The organism is Streptomyces sp. NBC_00996, from assembly GCF_045162675.1.
Classification (GTDB): domain Bacteria; phylum Actinomycetota; class Actinomycetes; order Streptomycetales; family Streptomycetaceae; genus Streptomyces.
The window spans coordinates 5,132,969-5,148,327 of the sequence record NZ_CP108723.1 but is presented as its reverse complement, the minus strand read 5'-3'; the positions used below and the strand labels follow the sequence as shown (position 1 = coordinate 5,148,327).

16 protein-coding genes and 1 rRNA gene are annotated in these 15,359 nt (G+C 69.0%); 5 read left to right on the top strand and 12 right to left on the bottom strand.

Annotation, left to right across the window (positions count from 1 at the left end; genetic code table 11):
• The first annotated feature begins 71 nt into the window (after window positions 1-71).
• Together rrf and OG390_RS24260 are read left to right on the top strand one after the other, a co-directional pair.
• Window positions 72-188: ribosomal RNA gene (gene rrf / locus OG390_RS24265) — 5S ribosomal RNA — on the top strand.
• Between the two features lie 204 nt (window positions 189-392).
• Window positions 393-515 carry a hypothetical protein gene (locus OG390_RS24260; RefSeq protein WP_406170999.1) on the top strand — a complete coding sequence of 41 codons (123 nt, stop codon included), beginning with the start codon at window positions 393-395 and terminating at the stop codon, window positions 513-515.
• Window positions 516-572: 57 nt separating this feature from the next.
• Here the strand turns inward: OG390_RS24260 and OG390_RS24255 are convergent, their stop codons facing one another.
• Window positions 573-1,334, bottom strand: coding sequence for a CDP-alcohol phosphatidyltransferase family protein (locus OG390_RS24255; protein WP_406170998.1), 762 nt, complete (start codon window positions 1,332-1,334; stop codon window positions 573-575).
• Between the two features lie 122 nt (window positions 1,335-1,456).
• Between OG390_RS24255 and OG390_RS24250 the strand changes: the two genes are divergently transcribed.
• Window positions 1,457-2,023: a GNAT family N-acetyltransferase gene (locus OG390_RS24250; RefSeq protein WP_406170996.1), complete on the top strand. Its 567-nt coding sequence runs from the start codon at window positions 1,457-1,459 to the stop codon at window positions 2,021-2,023.
• A 126-nt stretch (window positions 2,024-2,149) separates the two neighbouring features.
• Here OG390_RS24250 and OG390_RS24245 read toward each other — a convergent pair whose 3' ends face one another.
• The 10 genes from OG390_RS24245 to OG390_RS24200 form a co-directional block, all read right to left on the bottom strand.
• On the bottom strand, window positions 2,150-3,769 hold the full coding sequence (locus OG390_RS24245) for a type VI secretion protein (protein ID WP_406170994.1): 1,620 nt from the start codon (window positions 3,767-3,769) through the stop codon (window positions 2,150-2,152).
• 14 nt (window positions 3,770-3,783) lie between these two features.
• Window positions 3,784-5,208 carry an ATP-binding protein gene (locus tag OG390_RS24240; RefSeq protein WP_369247595.1) on the bottom strand — a complete coding sequence of 475 codons (1,425 nt, stop codon included), beginning with the start codon at window positions 5,206-5,208 and terminating at the stop codon, window positions 3,784-3,786.
• A gap of 14 nt (window positions 5,209-5,222) precedes the next feature.
• Window positions 5,223-6,782: an SCO6880 family protein gene (locus tag OG390_RS24235; protein WP_406170992.1), complete on the bottom strand. Its 1,560-nt coding sequence runs from the start codon at window positions 6,780-6,782 to the stop codon at window positions 5,223-5,225.
• The gene (locus tag OG390_RS24230) at window positions 6,779-8,104 is read right to left on the bottom strand and encodes a hypothetical protein (RefSeq protein ID WP_406170990.1); all 1,326 of its coding nucleotides are present in this window, start codon (window positions 8,102-8,104) and stop codon (window positions 6,779-6,781) included. Before OG390_RS24230 ends, OG390_RS24235 begins: the two co-directional genes overlap by 4 nt.
• Window positions 8,094-8,942, bottom strand: coding sequence for a hypothetical protein (locus tag OG390_RS24225; protein WP_406170988.1), 849 nt, complete (start codon window positions 8,940-8,942; stop codon window positions 8,094-8,096). The genes OG390_RS24230 and OG390_RS24225 overlap by 11 nt, the downstream gene beginning before the upstream one ends.
• Before the next feature lie 200 nt (window positions 8,943-9,142).
• On the bottom strand, window positions 9,143-9,451 hold the full coding sequence (locus OG390_RS24220; RefSeq protein ID WP_028804304.1) for a hypothetical protein: 309 nt from the start codon (window positions 9,449-9,451) through the stop codon (window positions 9,143-9,145).
• Between the two features lie 529 nt (window positions 9,452-9,980).
• The gene (locus OG390_RS24215) at window positions 9,981-11,303 is read right to left on the bottom strand and encodes a peptidase S8 (protein WP_406170987.1); all 1,323 of its coding nucleotides are present in this window, start codon (window positions 11,301-11,303) and stop codon (window positions 9,981-9,983) included.
• A 409-nt stretch (window positions 11,304-11,712) separates the two neighbouring features.
• On the bottom strand, window positions 11,713-11,973 hold the full coding sequence (locus tag OG390_RS24210) for a DUF397 domain-containing protein (protein ID WP_406170985.1): 261 nt from the start codon (window positions 11,971-11,973) through the stop codon (window positions 11,713-11,715).
• Entirely contained in the window at window positions 11,966-12,154 is a 189-nt protein-coding gene (locus OG390_RS24205) for a DUF397 domain-containing protein (RefSeq protein WP_406170984.1), read from the bottom strand. The genes OG390_RS24210 and OG390_RS24205 overlap by 8 nt, the downstream gene beginning before the upstream one ends.
• An 11-nt stretch (window positions 12,155-12,165) precedes the next feature.
• Window positions 12,166-13,017, bottom strand: coding sequence for a helix-turn-helix domain-containing protein (locus tag OG390_RS24200; RefSeq protein ID WP_406170982.1), 852 nt, complete (start codon window positions 13,015-13,017; stop codon window positions 12,166-12,168).
• Between the two features lie 201 nt (window positions 13,018-13,218).
• On the opposite strand from OG390_RS24200, the gene OG390_RS24195 reads away from it, so the two are divergent.
• Window positions 13,219-13,662 (top strand): ATP-binding protein, encoded by a 444-nt coding sequence (locus OG390_RS24195; protein WP_406170980.1) that lies wholly within the window; start codon window positions 13,219-13,221, stop codon window positions 13,660-13,662.
• 192 nt (window positions 13,663-13,854) lie between these two features.
• Complete coding sequence (locus tag OG390_RS24190; protein WP_406170978.1) at window positions 13,855-14,610, top strand: trypsin-like peptidase domain-containing protein; 756 nt, start codon at window positions 13,855-13,857, stop codon at window positions 14,608-14,610.
• Here OG390_RS24190 and OG390_RS24185 read toward each other — a convergent pair.
• A complete protein-coding gene (locus OG390_RS24185; RefSeq protein WP_406170976.1) occupies window positions 14,607-15,272 on the bottom strand; it encodes a hypothetical protein in 666 nt (221 codons plus the stop codon). The genes OG390_RS24190 and OG390_RS24185 overlap by 4 nt on opposite strands.
• Between the last annotated feature and the right edge of the window lie 87 nt (window positions 15,273-15,359).

The following is a 15,359-nucleotide window of genomic DNA, read 5'->3' as shown; positions in this document are numbered from 1 at the left end:
GGTTCTGAAACCACGAACAACCCCATGCCCCGGGGCCACCGGGCATGGTGCGGTTGACAGTTTCATAGTGTTTCGGTGGTCATAGCGTGAGGGAAACGCCCGGTTACATTCCGAACCCGGAAGCTAAGCCTTACAGCGCCGATGGTACTGCAGGGGGGACCCTGTGGGAGAGTAGGACGCCGCCGAACTAATTTTGAGAGAAAGCCTCAACTCTTGGGTATGCACCCGGAGTTGGGGCTTTTTCGCGTTCACTATGCTGTCATGTTCACGTCAATCATCACCCATAGTCCCGACTCCCGTCACGCCCTCGCGCTACCGCCGTGCACCCCGCCGGATGTAAAGCCACCCCCGCCGGCCACCAGGCTCGGCTCGGAAACCTCCGACTCAACGCCGTGCTCTCGCCCGACAAGAGCGTGCTCCTGGTGAGCAACGCCGGTCAGGGCACCCAGTCCCTCCAGGCTTCTGTACGGGCTGTGCCCGATGATCAGGTGGCAGACCTGGATGACGACGACTGAGTGACGTACGTCGGCCCCCAGTCCCCTCGGGGGTGGGGGCCGTTCCCTTGGGGCGGGCTACTTCAGGCGGGACGACGCGACGATCGAGACGATGTGGGCCGGGACGAGGAGCCACACGATCGCCGTCACGGCCACCGTCGCGATCTTCGTCGCCGTCAGGTCGCCGAGCGCCAGGTCGACGATCGCCGTGACGAGCAGCAACAGGGTGCACTCGATGCCGTTGACCAGGCGGTGCAGGCCGACGGCCGAGGTGAGGCGGCGGACTCGGGCGAGGCCGCTGGAGCGCGGGACGACGGACTGGTCGGTGGCCTTCTCCATGCCGCTGTCGGAGCGGGCCACGTGGACGAGGTCGGAGGACGACTTCAGGAGCAGCACACCGATGGCCGCCGCAAGGCCGGCCACCAGGTAGGGGTCCAGGCCGAGTTCGGAGGCGCGGATGCCCATGCCGACCATGACGGCGGCGTCGGCGAGGTAGGCGCCGAGGCGGTCCAGGTAGACCCCGAGCGGGCTGAACTGCTTGCGCCAGCGGGCCACTTCGCCGTCCACGCAGTCCAGCAGCAGGTACAGCTGCATGAAGACCACGGAGAGCACCGCGCCGCCGAGGCCGGGCAGGACCAGGGCGACTCCGGAGAGGACGCCCGCGAAGACCATCAGCGTCGTGATCTGGTTCGGCGAGAAGCGCGTGCCCAGCATCAGGCGGGTCACCCTCAGCGAGAGCGCACGCATGTAGAGGCGGCCGGCCCAGTGCTCCGCCCTGCTGTCCAGTTTGCCCGCTGGGTGGATGACCTCGCGGAGTTCCTCTAGTCGGACCTTGGACATGCGGCATTCTCCCCTGGATCAATGTGCGTTCAGGGAAGAGCATGACGGGGGCCCGCACGGCGGGCGTAGGCAGGGTGGATAACCGGTGGGTGATGTCGTACACGCGTATTACGGTGGCCCCCATGAGCCACGTGATCCGTTCCATATGTTCCGACGAGTGGGCCAAGGTGAAGGAGCTCCGGCTCGCCGCCTTGCGGGATCCCGTCGCGCATCTTGCGTTCCTGGAGACGTACGAGGATGCCGCTGCCAGGCCCGACGCATTCTGGCGGGAGCGTGCCGCGGGGGCCGCGGTGGGGACGACCGAGCGGCAGCAGTTCGTCGCCGTGGGCGAGGACGGGGAGTGGGGCGGCTCCGTGACCGTACTGGTCGAGGAGGCCGGGTCGCAGGACCCCTTCGGGACCGTGGTCGAGCGGAGCCAGGGGCATCTGGTGGGGGTTTTCGTCCGGCCCGAGCACCGCGGGAGCGGGGTCGGGGTGACGGGGGCGCTGTTCGACGCCGCCGTTGAATGGTGCTGGGGGATCGGGCTCGATCGCGTACGGCTGTTCGTGCACGAGAAGAACGGTCGCGCCGAGGCGTTCTACCGCAAGGCGGGGTTCGTGCCGACCGGGGAGACCGCGGAGGTGCCGGGGGCGCCGGGGGAGCGGGAGCTGGAGTTCGTGATCACTCGGGGGAGTTCGCGGGGCGTCTAGCTCCTACGTGAGCCTGGTCCTGGTCCTGGCCCTGGCGCCGGCACTGGTCCTGGCGCCGGCACTGGTTCTGCGTGGTCCCTGCCTGCTTCGCGCCTGCTCCTTGCCCAGTTTCTGCCCGGTCCTCGGTCAGACCGGGAGTTCGTACTGGGGCCAGCGGGATCTCGCCTGTTCCTGGGAGCGGAGCAGGGCGAGGGTCGGGAGGCCCCGTTTCGCCCCGCCGGCCAGGAGGTCCGGGAGCTGGGGGAGCGGGGCCACGGCCGCTACGTCGTCCAGGACGAGAGCAAGTGGTGGGTCGAGGCGACCGGAGGATGACCGTTCGGCCATGCGCCGGCCGCGCTCGACCACGCTTGAGGCGAGGGCCGTCAGGAGCGGCATCGCGCCGGGGTTCGCCTTGGGGTCCTCGATGGGTTCACCGACCACATAAAGCGTGCCCCCTTCGTTGACGAAGGAATCCAAGGCGAGGCTGTCATTTCGGTTCGGAGTGCAGGCCTCGCGGACGTTGACCGTGGAGAGGGAGGAGAGGGCGCGGGCCGTCAACTCCTGGGCGATGTCGCGGCGTTCGGGATGCGAGGTGAGGGCGGCCTCGAGTTCGCCCGCGGCGCCGGATGCGGCCCTGGGGTTCGTACGGAGGGCTCGTACGGCGTCCTGTACCTGGGTGCCCTGGGCCCAGCGGTGGACGTGGCGGAAGGGTTTTCCCTCCACGGCGGCGGCGTGCAGATAGCTGCGCAGGAGCGTTTCCGCAGAGTCTGCCATTGCCTGGTCGACCTTGGCGGTGGGGCGTACGGGGGCGAGTATCGCGGCCGCTCTTGCCGCCGCCGTTGCCTTGTCTTCGCAGCCCGTTGCCGGGGACCAGTGGAGGCGGGCCGGGGTGTCGCACAGGTGCGAGGGGTCGTAGAGGAGGACCGGGCCCAGCTTGGCTCTGGCGTCCTTCGTCTCCGACCAGGTCCTGGGGTTCGAGGTGATGACCAGGGCCGGGCCCTCGGCGTCTCGGACGGCTTGGGTGGCGGTGGTGTGGCGGGCTTCGGCGGGGGCGAGGACGACAGTGCCTGTGGGGTGTGCTGCCCACCCGGCCGCGCGTTCGCCCCGTTCCCGCGGCTGCGCCGCCACCGTTGGCAGGACCGCGTCGTCGGCGCGGATGTCCTCCCGCTCGCCCGCCCGTTCACCGTCAGCTGCCGAAGGAGCCGCCGGCATCGGCTGCGGCGTCGCTATGGGTTGCGACGCAGCGCCTTCGGCGCGCGCGGTCTCCCACCCGCCTGCCCACTCACCGTCAGCTGTCGAAGGAGCCCTCGACGAGGCCGTCCTCGGCTGGGGGGCCGTCGGCGTGTGCGGCACTTTCCCCTGCCTCGGTACCTCCACCGCACCGCCTGCCTCCGCCCTCCGTCTCGCTCTTCCCGCTCTCCACCGCGCCACCGTCCCCATCACGAACACCGTCAGGACCAGCAGCACCATCAACTGGCCGATGAACAGGCCCCAGAAGAGCCCATAGCCGGACAGCTGGGCTGCGGGGGTGTCGGGCCAGGCTCCTGTGATGTCGTGCGGCCGACCGATCAGATGGCGCATGGCCAGGGGGGTGTGCGAGAAGGTGACCGCGTCGGGCCAGGCGCCCCGGGCGAACCAGGCCGCGAGGCCCGTGGCCGTCCACACCATCAGCGTCATGCCGAGGAGGAAGGCGAGTACCCCGACCAACAGCCCGTCAGGGATGCCGCCTTCCCCTTCGCGACGCCCGTCACGCTGGTCCTGTCTCATCTCACGCCCACCTCTCAGGCCACCGTGGACTCGGAGGAGTCGTCGAGATCGCTGAGGTGCTGTTCCACAAAGGCCGCGGCCCGCTCCTCCGCCTCCAACTCCGCGGCGCGAAGGGCGTCGTCGGAGAGGAGGTCCGCGGAGGACTCGGTCATGGCGCGGTCGGTGAAGACGAGGGGGCGCTCGGTCTCGGTGATGAGGTGTTTCACCACTTGGACGTTGCCGTTGACGTCCCAGACCGCGATGCCGGGGGTCAGCGTCGGGATGATCTCGACCGCCCACCTGGGCAGGCCGAGGACCCGGCCCGTCGACCGCGCTTCGTCCGCCTTCTGGGCGTAGATCGTCCTTGTCGACGCCATCTTCAGGATCGCGGCGGCCTCCTTCGCCGCCGCGCCGTCGACCACGTCGGACAGGTGATGGACCACCGCCACGAAGGACAGACCCAGCCGTCGGCCGAACTTCAGCAGGCGCTGGAAGAGTTGGGCCACGAAGGGACTGTTGATGATGTGCCAGGCCTCCTCGACCAGGAAGATGCGCTTCTTCCGGTCGGGGCGGATCCATGTGTGCTCCAGCCACACGCCCACGATCGCCATCAGGATCGGCATGGCGATCGAGTTGCGGTCGATGTGCGACAGGTCGAAGACGATCAGGGGCGCGTCGAGGTCGATGCCGACCGTGGTCGGGCCGTCGAACATGCCCCTCAAGTCACCGTCGACCAGGCGGTCCAGGACCAGCGCCACGTCCAGACCCCACGCCCGTACGTCGTCTATGGCGACGTTCATCGCCTCGGCCGACTCCGGCTCGGGGTGCCGTAGCTGCTCGACGATGTCCATCAGCACCGGCTGGCGCTCGACGATCGTCTCGTTCACATACGCGTGCGCGACCTTCAGGGCGAAGCCCGAGCGCTCGTCGAGGCCGTGGCCCATCGCGACCTCGATGATCGTCCGGAGCAGCGCCAGCTGGCCCGTCGTCGTGATCGCGGGGTCGAGCGGGTTGAGCCGGATTCCCATGTCGAGGGCCGCTGTCGGGTCGAGCCGGATGGGAGTTATTCCCAGCTCCTCCGCGATCAGGTTCCATTCGCCGACGCCGTCCTCGCCCTGTGCGTCGAGGACGACGACCTGGCGGTCGCGGAAGCGCAACTGGCGAAGGACGTACGTCTTCTCCAGGGCCGACTTGCCGTTGCCTGACTCGCCGAGGACCAGCCAGTGCGGGGCCGGCAGCTGCTGTCCGTACAACTGGAAGGGGTCGTAGATGTAGCCCTTCCCGGAGTACACCTCGCGGCCGATGATGACGCCGGAGTCGCCGAGGCCGGGCGCGGCGGTCGGCAGGTAGACCGCCTGGGCCTGGCCCGTGGAGGTGCGCACGGGGAGGCGGGTCGTCTCGACCTTGCCGAAGAGGAAGGACGTGAAGGTGTCCGTGGCGGCGGACAGCGGATCCCGCATCAGAACATCAGCCCCTACCTGCGGATTCCGGTGGCGAACGGCAGTGTGTTGACGAAGGCGCGGTGGTGCTCGCGGTCGCACCACTCCAGCTTCAGATACGACTTGCCGGCCGAGGCGCGGATCGTCCGCTTGTCGCGGGCGAGGGCTTCCGGCGAGCGGGCGGAGACCGTGATGTAGCCGACGAGGTTCACGCCGGCGGCTCCGCTGGCGAGGTCCTCGCCCCGCTGGTCCAGGCGGTTGTGCGAGGCGACGTCGCGCGGGTCCACGGTGCGGTTCATCTTGGCGGCGCGGCTGGCCTCGGCCTCGTCGTTCGTCTTCTCGGTCAGCATGCGCTCGATGGCGACCTCGGTGGGTTCGAGGTCCATCGTGACGGCCACGGTCCGGATCACGTCCGGGGTGTGGACGAGCAGCGGGGCGAGGAAGTTGACACCCACCGGCGTCATCGGCCACTCCTTCACCCAGGCCGTGGCGTGGCACCAGGGCGCGCGGGTGGAGGACTCGCGGGTCTTCGCCTGGAGGTAGGTGGGCTCCATGGCGTCGAGTTCGGCAGGCCAGGCGTTGCGCTTGGTCATCGCCTGGATGTGGTCGATCGGGTGGTCCGGGTCGTACATCGAGTGCACGAGGGAGGCGAGCCGCCCCTGACCGAGCGGCTGCCGTACGCGGATGTCGGCTTCCTGGAGCCGGGAGCAGATGTCGGTGAGCTCGCGCGCCATGACGACGGCGAGGCCCGCGTCCCGGTCGAGCTTCTTCCCGCTCTGGGGCCGCGCCGCGCGCGCCATCGCCTGTGCCTCGGCCGCGAGTTCGCGCGAGTAGTGCATGCACGCGACGAGATACGCCCGGTGCTGCTCGCTGCTCGTGGACACCATGGACTGGAGTTGGTCGTACGACTGCTGCAGCCAGCCGGGGGCCCGCTCGTCCCCCCGTACGGCGACGTCCTTGGCGTGTGCGTCCGGGTCGGCGGGCAGGGTGCGCGCGAGCATCTGCAGCCGGGTGACGAAGCCGTCGCCGTTCGCGACGTGCTTGAGGAGGGTCCCGAAGCGGTCGACGAGGGCTTCCTGGTCCTCACTGTCGCGCAGACCGACGCCGGGGCCTTCGATCTCGATCGCCGCGGTGACCGTACGGCGGTCGGCGTGCAGGAGCACGGCGATCTCGTCCGGGCCGAAGGGCGCCGCGAGCCACGAGATGCGGCCGATACCCGGTGGCGGTCCGATCTCGATCTCACGGCCGTCGAGGTGCGTACCCGCCTCCATGACGTTCGACCGGTATGTCGTCCCCTGGCGCAGGGTCCGCTTGTAACTGCGGTTGATCTCGAACCACTTGTAGAACGTACGGCGCTTGTACGGGACGTACACCGCGGCCAGTGCAAGGAGCGGGAAGCCCATGAGCAAGACGATCCGCAGGGACAGGACGGGGACGAGCAGGCCGCACATCATGCCGAGGAACGCGCCCGCGATGATCAGCGCGATCTCGCCGGATTCACGATTCCGGCCGACGATCGCGTTCGGCCGGGCGCGGCCGATCAGATATGTACGGCGGGGCGTGACCGGATGGGACACGTGGGACTCGGTCGTCAACGCCCTTCACCTCCCGTGCGGTTGGTACTGCTGTTGCGGGTGCTGCTCGCGTGCGGGGTGTTGGCCGGGCTGGTACGCGGTGGCGGTGCGGCGGAGGGGACAGATCCGCCGCCTCCGTTCGACGTACGCGTGCTGTGCGCGGCCACACCGCCGGACGCCGGGTTGGCGGGGCGGGGCTGGTTGCCACCGCCTCCGCCGCCGTTGTTGTCGGCGCGAGAGCTGTGGGTCTTGATGCCCTGCGCGACCAGGGTGGCCGGCGAGCTGATCACGGCCGCGGCCTTGCTCTCGGCGCCCTGCATGATGCGGTTGTTGCGGGAATTGGCGATCTCGTCGCCGAAGCCCGGTACGAAGCGGTAGATCATCGCGCTGGCGAAGATGGCGAGCAGGATGATGGCGAGGCCGGAGACGACGGCGGAGAAGGCGTCCGGGCCGCTGTCGGTGGACAGTGCCCCGGCGAGCCCCAGCACGATCACGATCACCGGCTTCACCAGGATCACCGCGATCATGATGCCTGCCCAGCGGCGGACGTGGCCCCACAGGTTCTTGTCGACCAGACCCGCGTAGACGACGGTCCCGAGCAGCGCGCCGACGTAGAGCAGCGCGGCCCGGATCACCAGCTCCAGCCACAGCACCCCCGCCGCGAGGATCGACACCAGCGACACGACGATCAGCATGATCGGGCCGCCGCCGATGTTCTCGCCCTTGCCCAGCGCGCCGGAGAATGTCCCGAAGAAGGTGTCCGTCTGGTTGCCGGTGGTCTTGGCGAGGACCTCGGTGACACCGTCCGTCGCCGAGACGACGGTGTAGAGGATCAGCGGGGTGAAGGCCGACGCCAGCACCGTCAGCCACAGGAACCCGATCGCCTCCGACAGCGCGGTGGTGAGCGGGACACCCCGCACCGCCCTCTTCGCGACCGCCAGCAGCCAGAGGAGGAGCGTGAGGATCGTGGACGCCGCGAAGACGACGGCGTACTGCTGCAGGAACTTGGGGTTCGTGAAGTCGACGTTCGCCGTGTCGTTGACGGCGGCGGAGAGCTTGTCGATGGTCCAGGAGGCGGCGTCGGCGCAGCCCTTTGCCAGGGAGGAGAGGGGGTCGAGGGTGGAAGTGAGGCTGGGGTCGGTGGTGCTGCCGGAGCCGCCGCTTCCCTTGTCGCTCTTGCAGTACTGCTTGGCGGGACCGATCAGGAGGCCGCACGGGTCCTTCGACGGCGACGGCGACGGGGTCGGCGCCGCGGCAGCACGGGTGGCGAGCAGGACAGCCGTGCTCTGTACGACGGTGACGACGGCCGTGAGCGTGAGGACGCGGCTTCGGCTACCGGGCATACGTGAACCCTCCGTACTCCTCGATGGCCTTGCTGATCTCGTCAGAGGTGGCGGCCTTGTCGTCGCCGGGGACGGGGGCTGGGCCGTCCTTCTGGGAGTCGGTCACGATCTTCCAGTCGCCGTTGTCCCACTGGAGCTCGAAGGTCCACGTCTTCCAGGTTGAGCTGACGGGATCGGTCGAGGTCTGACCGGACATACCGATGAGCCCCATGTACCAGACCGAGACCTTGGCGCCGGTGGCGCTGTACTGCTGGACCTTGGTGCCCACCGGAATCGTGCGTGAGACGAACGTGCTGCCCTTCGGCGGATTGCCGTCCGCGTCGAGCCCCAACTTGCTGAGGAACTCCGCCGAGTACGCCTGATCCATCGGACCCTGAAGCCGGCCCGCAGCAGCGGACGTGTAGACGGTGTTGACGATGTCGTGCCGACTGGCGGTCTTGAACATGCTTGTCGAACCCAACACCACCGCATAGTTCGCCGCCGCGCTCTGCGCCCCCTGCTCGCTCTGCGCGAACCCCGAGGGAATCCCCGCCGCCTTCGACTCCACCGGCCGTGTCCCCGACGCCGCCGTGGGTGAGGTCTTCGCCTTGTCGTTGGCTCCGTTGCCCGAAGAGGAATCGTCCCCTCCACGGTTCGCGAAGGCGATCGCGGCGATCAGCAGGACGACGACACCGACGACCGTGACCAGGCTCCGGGAGGAGGACCGCCCGCGGCGGGCACCGCCGTAGACGTCGCCGGGGCGGTCGGGGAGCCGGGTCCGGGTCTGGCCGGAGCCGCCGTACCCCCCGTCCTCGCCGCGCGAGGCGTCGCCGTAGCCGGGTTCGTCACCGAGACTCATGTCGCGTACGCCCCCTCAACCTCTCGCTGAACCAAGTAGTACGACGGTAGCCGTGCTGGTTCCCGCGCGGGCGCGGTGTGGTGACTCGACATCAGGGAAACGCAACCTCAGCCGGTGGGCACGACGGACGGGTGGGTCGGAAGGGAGAGGATCCGGGTGCGCCCGGCCGGGGACTGACGGAGCGCCAGGCGTGGCCGGGCCTAGACAGCCATGCCGTACACGATGGTGAAGAGTGTGCCGAGCGATCCGATGATGAAGACTCCGGTGAGGCCCGCGATGATGAGGCCCTTGCCCTGTTCGGCACTGAAGGTGTCGCGGAGGGCGGTCGCGCCGATGCGTTGCTTGGCCGCGCCCCAGATCGCGATGCCGAGGCAGAGCAGGATGGCGACCGCCATCACGACCTCGATCATCACCTTCGCTTCGTTGCCCAGGCTGCCGAAGGGACCCCAGTCCGGAGCGATCCCGCCGATGATCGTGGTGATGTCGCCCTTATCGGCTGCGAAAAGCATGTAAGTCACCGCCCCTAGTGGGTAGTTCTGCACCCCCTGCCACTGCGCGCAGAGGTCGGGCCCATTCTCGCCGACAATGACGCTGCCGTATGTCGACTTGGCGTCATTGATTGGCGGGTTTCGCACGAAACCCTTGTCACCGGCTTGCGCGGAACCCATGAGGGGGACGTGCGGCGGTATGCGAAGGGTTGCATGGTCACTCTGTGTATCACGGCAGGTTACGCCGGGCAATGAAGTCGGAGCGGAACCTGTCGTGTGGTTCCGTCGTTAACCCCTTCTGCGAAGCGCACGCCCAGCCCGCCTCGTACGTACGCCGGGCGCGCGTCCCATTTCTGACGGGCCGTCGAGCCGATGTTCTCCGGGTCGTCGCGTCTGCGGGATGTGGACGCCGACCGCCGGCCCGGTGATCCAAAGGCTATCCCTCGCCTCTCGGCACGGCGAAACGGGTCGCGGCTGGTTGCCGCGACCCGTTCATCAGGTGCCGCCGGGGATCCCCACGCTCCCCCGGCGGCTCCCCGCTCCCCGGAGGTCAGCCGGTGAAGGCCGCGACTCCCTTTGGGGTGCCCCAGCCGGTCGGGCCGTCGTAGCCGGACGTGGCGGTGCAGAGGTAGCTGGTGGTGCAGGTGCCGTTGTTGCCCGAGGTCACGTCGTTGAGGGCCGAGGTGCCGGCCGCCGTGTACGGGAACTTCGCGGGGTAGGAGCCGGTGGACGGGGTGCCCGCGAGGGCGTAGACGCCCGCGATGATGGGCGACGAGGCGCTGGTGCCGCCGAAGGTGTACCAGCCCGCCGTGATGCCGTACGAGTCGTAGACCGCGACGCCGGTGGCCGGGTCGGCGACGGCCGAGACGTCGGAGATGGTGCGCTTGGCGCAGCCCGTGTCGGTCTGCCAGCTCGGCTTGGTGTCGTACGCGGAGCAGCCGGAGCCGGTCCCCTCGGTGCTGCTGGTCTTCCAGACCGTCTCGGTCCAGCCGCGGCTGGTCGAGGCGGCCTTGGTGAGCGCGGTGCCACCGACGGAGGTGACGTACTGCGAGGCCGCCGGGTACTCGGCGCCGTAGCCCGAGTCGCCCGCGCTGACGGTGATGGCGACACCCGTGTGCTTGAAGTACGAGGTGTCGTAGGAGGTGTCGGAGGACGACTCGGAGCCGCCGTAGCTGTTGGAGACGTACTTCGCGCCGAGGGTGACCGCTTCGTTCACCGCGGTGCCGAGGTTGGCCATGGTGGCGGACTTGGCCTCGACGAGCAGGATGTTGCACTTCGGGCAGATGGCGCTGGCCATGTCGAGGTCGAGGGAGATCTCCTCGGCCCAGCCGGTGTTGCTGGCGGGCAGTCCGGTCGTGGACCCCGTCTGGCTGACCTTCTTGAAGCAGCCGTTGGCGGTGGTGCACGCCGACAGGCCGTAGTACGAGCGGTAGGTCGCCAGGTCCGCCTCGGCGTTGGGGTCGTTGTACGCGTCGACGATGGCGATGGTCTCGCCGGAGCCGTTGGAGGCCGCGGCCGAGGTCAGGCCGTAGGCGGCCTGGAGGTCCGTCGGTCCGAAGCCGGAGGGCGTCGACGCGTCGGCGGCCTTGGGGGTGACGCCCTTGGCGTACGCCTTCTCCGCCATGTACTCGGTGACGCCGCCGGTGACGCGCTTGGCGTTGCAGGCCGCGACGTCCGCCTTGGTGGGCGTCGCGCATGCCCTGGTCCAGCTGACGTGGGGGGTGACCTTCGCGACGCGGGCCTGGGCGTCCGCCGCTGCGGCGCCGCCGAGGCCGGCGAGGACGAGCGCCGCGGCGCCGAGTGCGGCCGCGGCGGTGCGGCCGCGGCGCCGACTGCCGCGTACGGCAGGTCTTTGAAGGTGTGTGGTGCGCAACGTACAGCCTCCTGAGAGTGGTTGACAGGGGCAGTGCAGGTGCGCCGCCGGTGCGGTGTCCCCGGCGGTGGGCCGAGCGACCCGCGGAAGACCATTCCTTGTTGAGTACGCGACAACGAGAGGCTTATGGAATCCTTACTTCCGCAATACCGAACGAGGTGTGGGCGTGACTGGTCAATGGGCTCTCGATGGCGCGAAGCTGACGGTGGCTTGACTCAACTCACAGCCGTCTCATGGGGTTTGAACAGCAGGTTCGGCCTTCGGGGCCAGGATGGCGGAACGGGCCGCGGTTGGTTGCCGCGGCCGGTTCCGGACGCCGCCGGTGGATTCCCACTCACAGACGGTGCCGACCAGCGGCGGCCGCACGGGGGGCGACTCACAGGTGGTGCGTTGTGTCCCTACAGGCACTTCACTGGCGAGGGTCGGAAGGCACCGAGGGCTCCTCGTCCTCCAGGCCCTCCACGAAGTGGTCGAACTCGCCGGCCTGTACGCCCAGTACGAACGCGTCCCACTTCTTCTGGGTGGTCGTGACGACGTTCCCGGGGTCGCTCGTCTCGCGGATGTAGACCAGGTCGTTGTCGCCGAAGGCGAGTTCGATCCAAGGGCCGGGGCCGGTGGCGTCGGGCGGGGCGGCGCGCTCCCAGGTGAGGTTCGGGGGGACGTCAGCCACGGTGGGCGTTCTCCTTCAGTACGTGGACGAGGGCATCGAAGGCCGCCGGGGTGGCGGTGAGTATCGATCCGGTCGGGTCGCCGCTTTCGGTGAGATGGATCGTTTGGGGGGTGGCGCCTATGTGGACGCAGGAGTTGCCTTCCGGGCAGTACGACGACTTCTGCCACGTGAACGGGGACATCACGGACTCCTTCACAGGTCCTTGAGGATGTTGTGGACGAAGGACTGCGACTGCTCGGAGGTGAGGGCCGCCGCCTCCATGCGGTCGAGCAGTACGCGGTACTTGTTCAACTGGGCCTCGGCGTCGAGGAACACCGGCCCGTGTGACTGGTCGAGATTCACGGTGTCGAGCTGCCGTACTGGGCCTTCGGCGTAGTAGATCGACTGACCTGAGCCAGGAAAGATGGTCGAGTCGAACGGCAGGACGTGGACCGCGATGTACTCGCGCTCGTTCATGTCCAGCAGGTACTTGAGCTGCTCCCGAGTCACCCGAGGGCCGGCGAACATCATGCGCAGGGCGGCCTCGTGGATGATCACCTGGTGCGGGGTGGGAGGGCTGCGGAAGAGGACGGCCTGTCGCTTGACCCGGAACGACACCCGGTGCTCAACGTCCGGCGGTGGGAGTTCAGGTACGGCCTGGCGGAAGATCTCGCGGGCGTAGTCCGTGGTCTGGAACAGGCCGGGGATGTGCACGGTCACGGCGGTGCGCAGCCGTCTGGCGTGGTGTTCGAGCTCGGCGAGGTCCAGCAGCCCGGCGGGCAGGATCTCGCGGTACTCCTCCCACCAGCCGCGTTTCCGGTCGCCGGTCATCCCCGCGATGGCCTCGACCAGTGCCTTGTCCGAGGAGTCGTAATGGCAGGCGAGTGTGCGCACGCGCTCGGCGCTCACCCCGAGCCGTCCGGTCTCCATGTTGCTGACCTGCGCCTGCTTCAGGCCGAGTAGTTGTGCGGCCTCCGTTGACGTCAGGCCTGCCCGCTCGCGCAGCTTGCGCAGTTCGGCACCAAATCGGAGTTGACGTCCCGTCGGGTTGGTCCTCACGGGCATTCTCGCTTCCGCACTGCTTGTCACCCACACGGGTGGATGCTTTTAATTTTCCCCGGATTGCGGTGAAGAATATATCCAGAACCGCTACTTTCAGTCTCAGGCGCCCCGCCCAGAAGCACCCCGCTCGACGGAGCGGCCGCGGTCACTGGGCAACGTGACGGCACGGCACCACCCAACCCCCCTCCGTGATCGGAGACTTCCATGGCAACCGTATCCCCGCCCTGGTCCTACACCCTCCAACTCCCGCACGATCCCCGCGCCCCGGGTATCGCCCGGGCCACCCTCCGGACCGTCCTGGCCGCCCATGGCCTGACCGAGCTCGCCCCCACCGCCGAGTTGTTGGCGTCCGAACTGCTCACGAACGCACACCTGCACACGCGGGGGCCGTATGCCCTCCGTCTCCTCTCCGTCGAGCCGGACCGGCTCCGGATCGCCGTGTGGGACACCGATCCACGGGTCCCGCCCGGCTTCGGCGAGGCACCCCCGCGCGCCGCCCCGGCGGACGCCGAACACGGTCGTGGTCTGCCCCTCGTACGGGCCTGCGCCGACTCGTGGGGTGCCTCCGCGCTCAGAGAGCTGGGCGCATCGAAGGGCGGGAAGCTGCTGTGGGCCGAGTGCGCGCGAGCCGAATGGCCCGTGGGGTGACCTACCCGCAACGGCACCTGGGGCGCCGCATACTCGCCCCGGCCATGGCGCCCACCAGGACATGCTGCCCGGAAGTACGGCGAACCCGTGCCCCTGCCGGACCACTCGGGATGCCGGACGGCGTCCACTCACGGATGATTCTCAGAGTGGTCCGAGGGCTTTTCTCACCCGCCTGCGGCAAGGTGAGGGTCGATGAAACGCACCACACGTCTCACCGGACCCCGCCGGTACGCGCTGCTGGGCACTGCCGTGCTCCTGGCGGGCACGTCCTCGTCCCTGGCGGCCGCCGACGACGGCCCCGGGCCGTTCGGGGTGACCGTGCAGGCCGCCGTGACCCGGCAGAGCGTGAGAGTCGGGGCGATCTTCAGCGGTGGACTCGGCGGCCGGCACTTCTGTACGGCGTCCGTGGTGCGCAGTAGCGGGCACGACCTGATCGTCACGGCTGCGCACTGTCTGGACGGCGGCGGAAGCCTCGTATTTGTGCCCGGCTACCGGGACGGCAAGGCGCCGTACGGGGTCTGGAGCATCGGGAAGACGTACCTCGGCGACGCCTGGACCGGCGGGCAGGACGAGGACAGTGATGTCGCCTTCGCCGTCGTGGCCGACAAGGGCGGCAAGGGCGTCGAGGACGTCGTCGGTGCCAATGCCTTCGCGGCGGGGCGAGCCACCGGAGCCACCGCCGTCACCGTCACCGGATACCCCAGCGCCCTCGACGCGCCCCTCACCTGTACCAACAAGCCGACCCTCCACAGCCGTACGCAACAGCGCATCGTCTGCCCCGACTTCGCCGGGGGGACGAGCGGCAGCCCCTGGGTGAACGGCGACGGGGAAGTCGTCGGCGTCATCGGCGGGCACCAGCAGGGCGGCGACACCGACGACGTCTCGTACAGCGTCGTCCTCGGGAACGAAGCCGCAGCGCTCTATCGCGAGGCGGCCACGACGAGCTAGCTCGACATCTCGTTGGAGAGGTACAGGGCGAGCCACAGCAGCGGCAGGATCAGGAACACGTACGCCAGCGGGCGTTGGAAGACCGGCTTGCCCTGGTCCATGACGACCCCCGTCGGGGACGGCGTCGTCGGGTGCGGGAGCTTTCTGATCTTCGTGCGGACGAAGAGGTTCCACAGCAGTGTCAGCGGGGTGAAGAGGACCAGCGACACCGGGCTCCACCAGCCGCCCGCCAGCGTTTTCGCCGTCATCTCGCGGTGGATCGCGGTGGCGCAGGAGCGGCAGAACGGGCCCTCCATCTTGGAGAAGCGCATCGCGACCAGCAGTCCGGTGTGCTGACGGATGGTCATGTCTCCGGCCGGCTGCGAGGCACATATGCGACAGGCGGGGGTGAGGGGTGGCGGGGCGGCCGAGTAGGCGTGGCCGCCTGCGGGGGCGTACGGGTTCTCGCCGGGCGCCGGGTTCTGGGCGTACGGCGGGTTCTGGCCGTACGCCGGAGTCCGGGGCGTGGCTGCCGGGCTCTGTGCGTACGGCGGCTGACCGTACGCCGTGTTCTGCGCGTACGGGTCCTGGCCATACGTCGGCGCCCCGTTTGGCGTGTAACCGCCTTGCGGGGCGAAAGGGTTGCCCTGGGGCGGGTTCGAGTGCGGGGGCGGGGTCGCCACGTGCGGTTTCTCCTTGTGTGTGATCGTCCCGCGGCGCGGGGCCCGCCTCTAGACTGACGGTCGGCGGACTCCTGGGCGGCGAGGGGC

Excerpts from the sequence above, each read along its gene's own strand:
- OG390_RS24255 (WP_406170998.1), bottom strand. The coding sequence starts at position 1,334 with ATGTCCAAGGTCCGACTAGAGGAACTCCGCGAGGTCATCCACCCAGCG.
- OG390_RS24250 (WP_406170996.1), top strand. The coding sequence starts at position 1,457 with ATGAGCCACGTGATCCGTTCCATATGTTCCGACGAGTGGGCCAAGGTG.
- OG390_RS24245 (WP_406170994.1), bottom strand. The coding sequence starts at position 3,769 with ATGAGACAGGACCAGCGTGACGGGCGTCGCGAAGGGGAAGGCGGCATC.
- OG390_RS24240 (WP_369247595.1), bottom strand. The coding sequence starts at position 5,208 with ATGCGGGATCCGCTGTCCGCCGCCACGGACACCTTCACGTCCTTCCTC.
- OG390_RS24230 (WP_406170990.1), bottom strand. The coding sequence starts at position 8,104 with ATGCCCGGTAGCCGAAGCCGCGTCCTCACGCTCACGGCCGTCGTCACC.
- OG390_RS24225 (WP_406170988.1), bottom strand. The coding sequence starts at position 8,942 with ATGAGTCTCGGTGACGAACCCGGCTACGGCGACGCCTCGCGCGGCGAG.
- OG390_RS24220 (WP_028804304.1), bottom strand. The coding sequence starts at position 9,451 with ATGCTTTTCGCAGCCGATAAGGGCGACATCACCACGATCATCGGCGGG.
- OG390_RS24205 (WP_406170984.1), bottom strand. The coding sequence starts at position 12,154 with ATGTCCCCGTTCACGTGGCAGAAGTCGTCGTACTGCCCGGAAGGCAAC.
- OG390_RS24200 (WP_406170982.1), bottom strand. The coding sequence starts at position 13,017 with ATGCCCGTGAGGACCAACCCGACGGGACGTCAACTCCGATTTGGTGCC.
- OG390_RS24195 (WP_406170980.1), top strand. The coding sequence starts at position 13,219 with ATGGCAACCGTATCCCCGCCCTGGTCCTACACCCTCCAACTCCCGCAC.
- OG390_RS24190 (WP_406170978.1), top strand. The coding sequence starts at position 13,855 with ATGAAACGCACCACACGTCTCACCGGACCCCGCCGGTACGCGCTGCTG.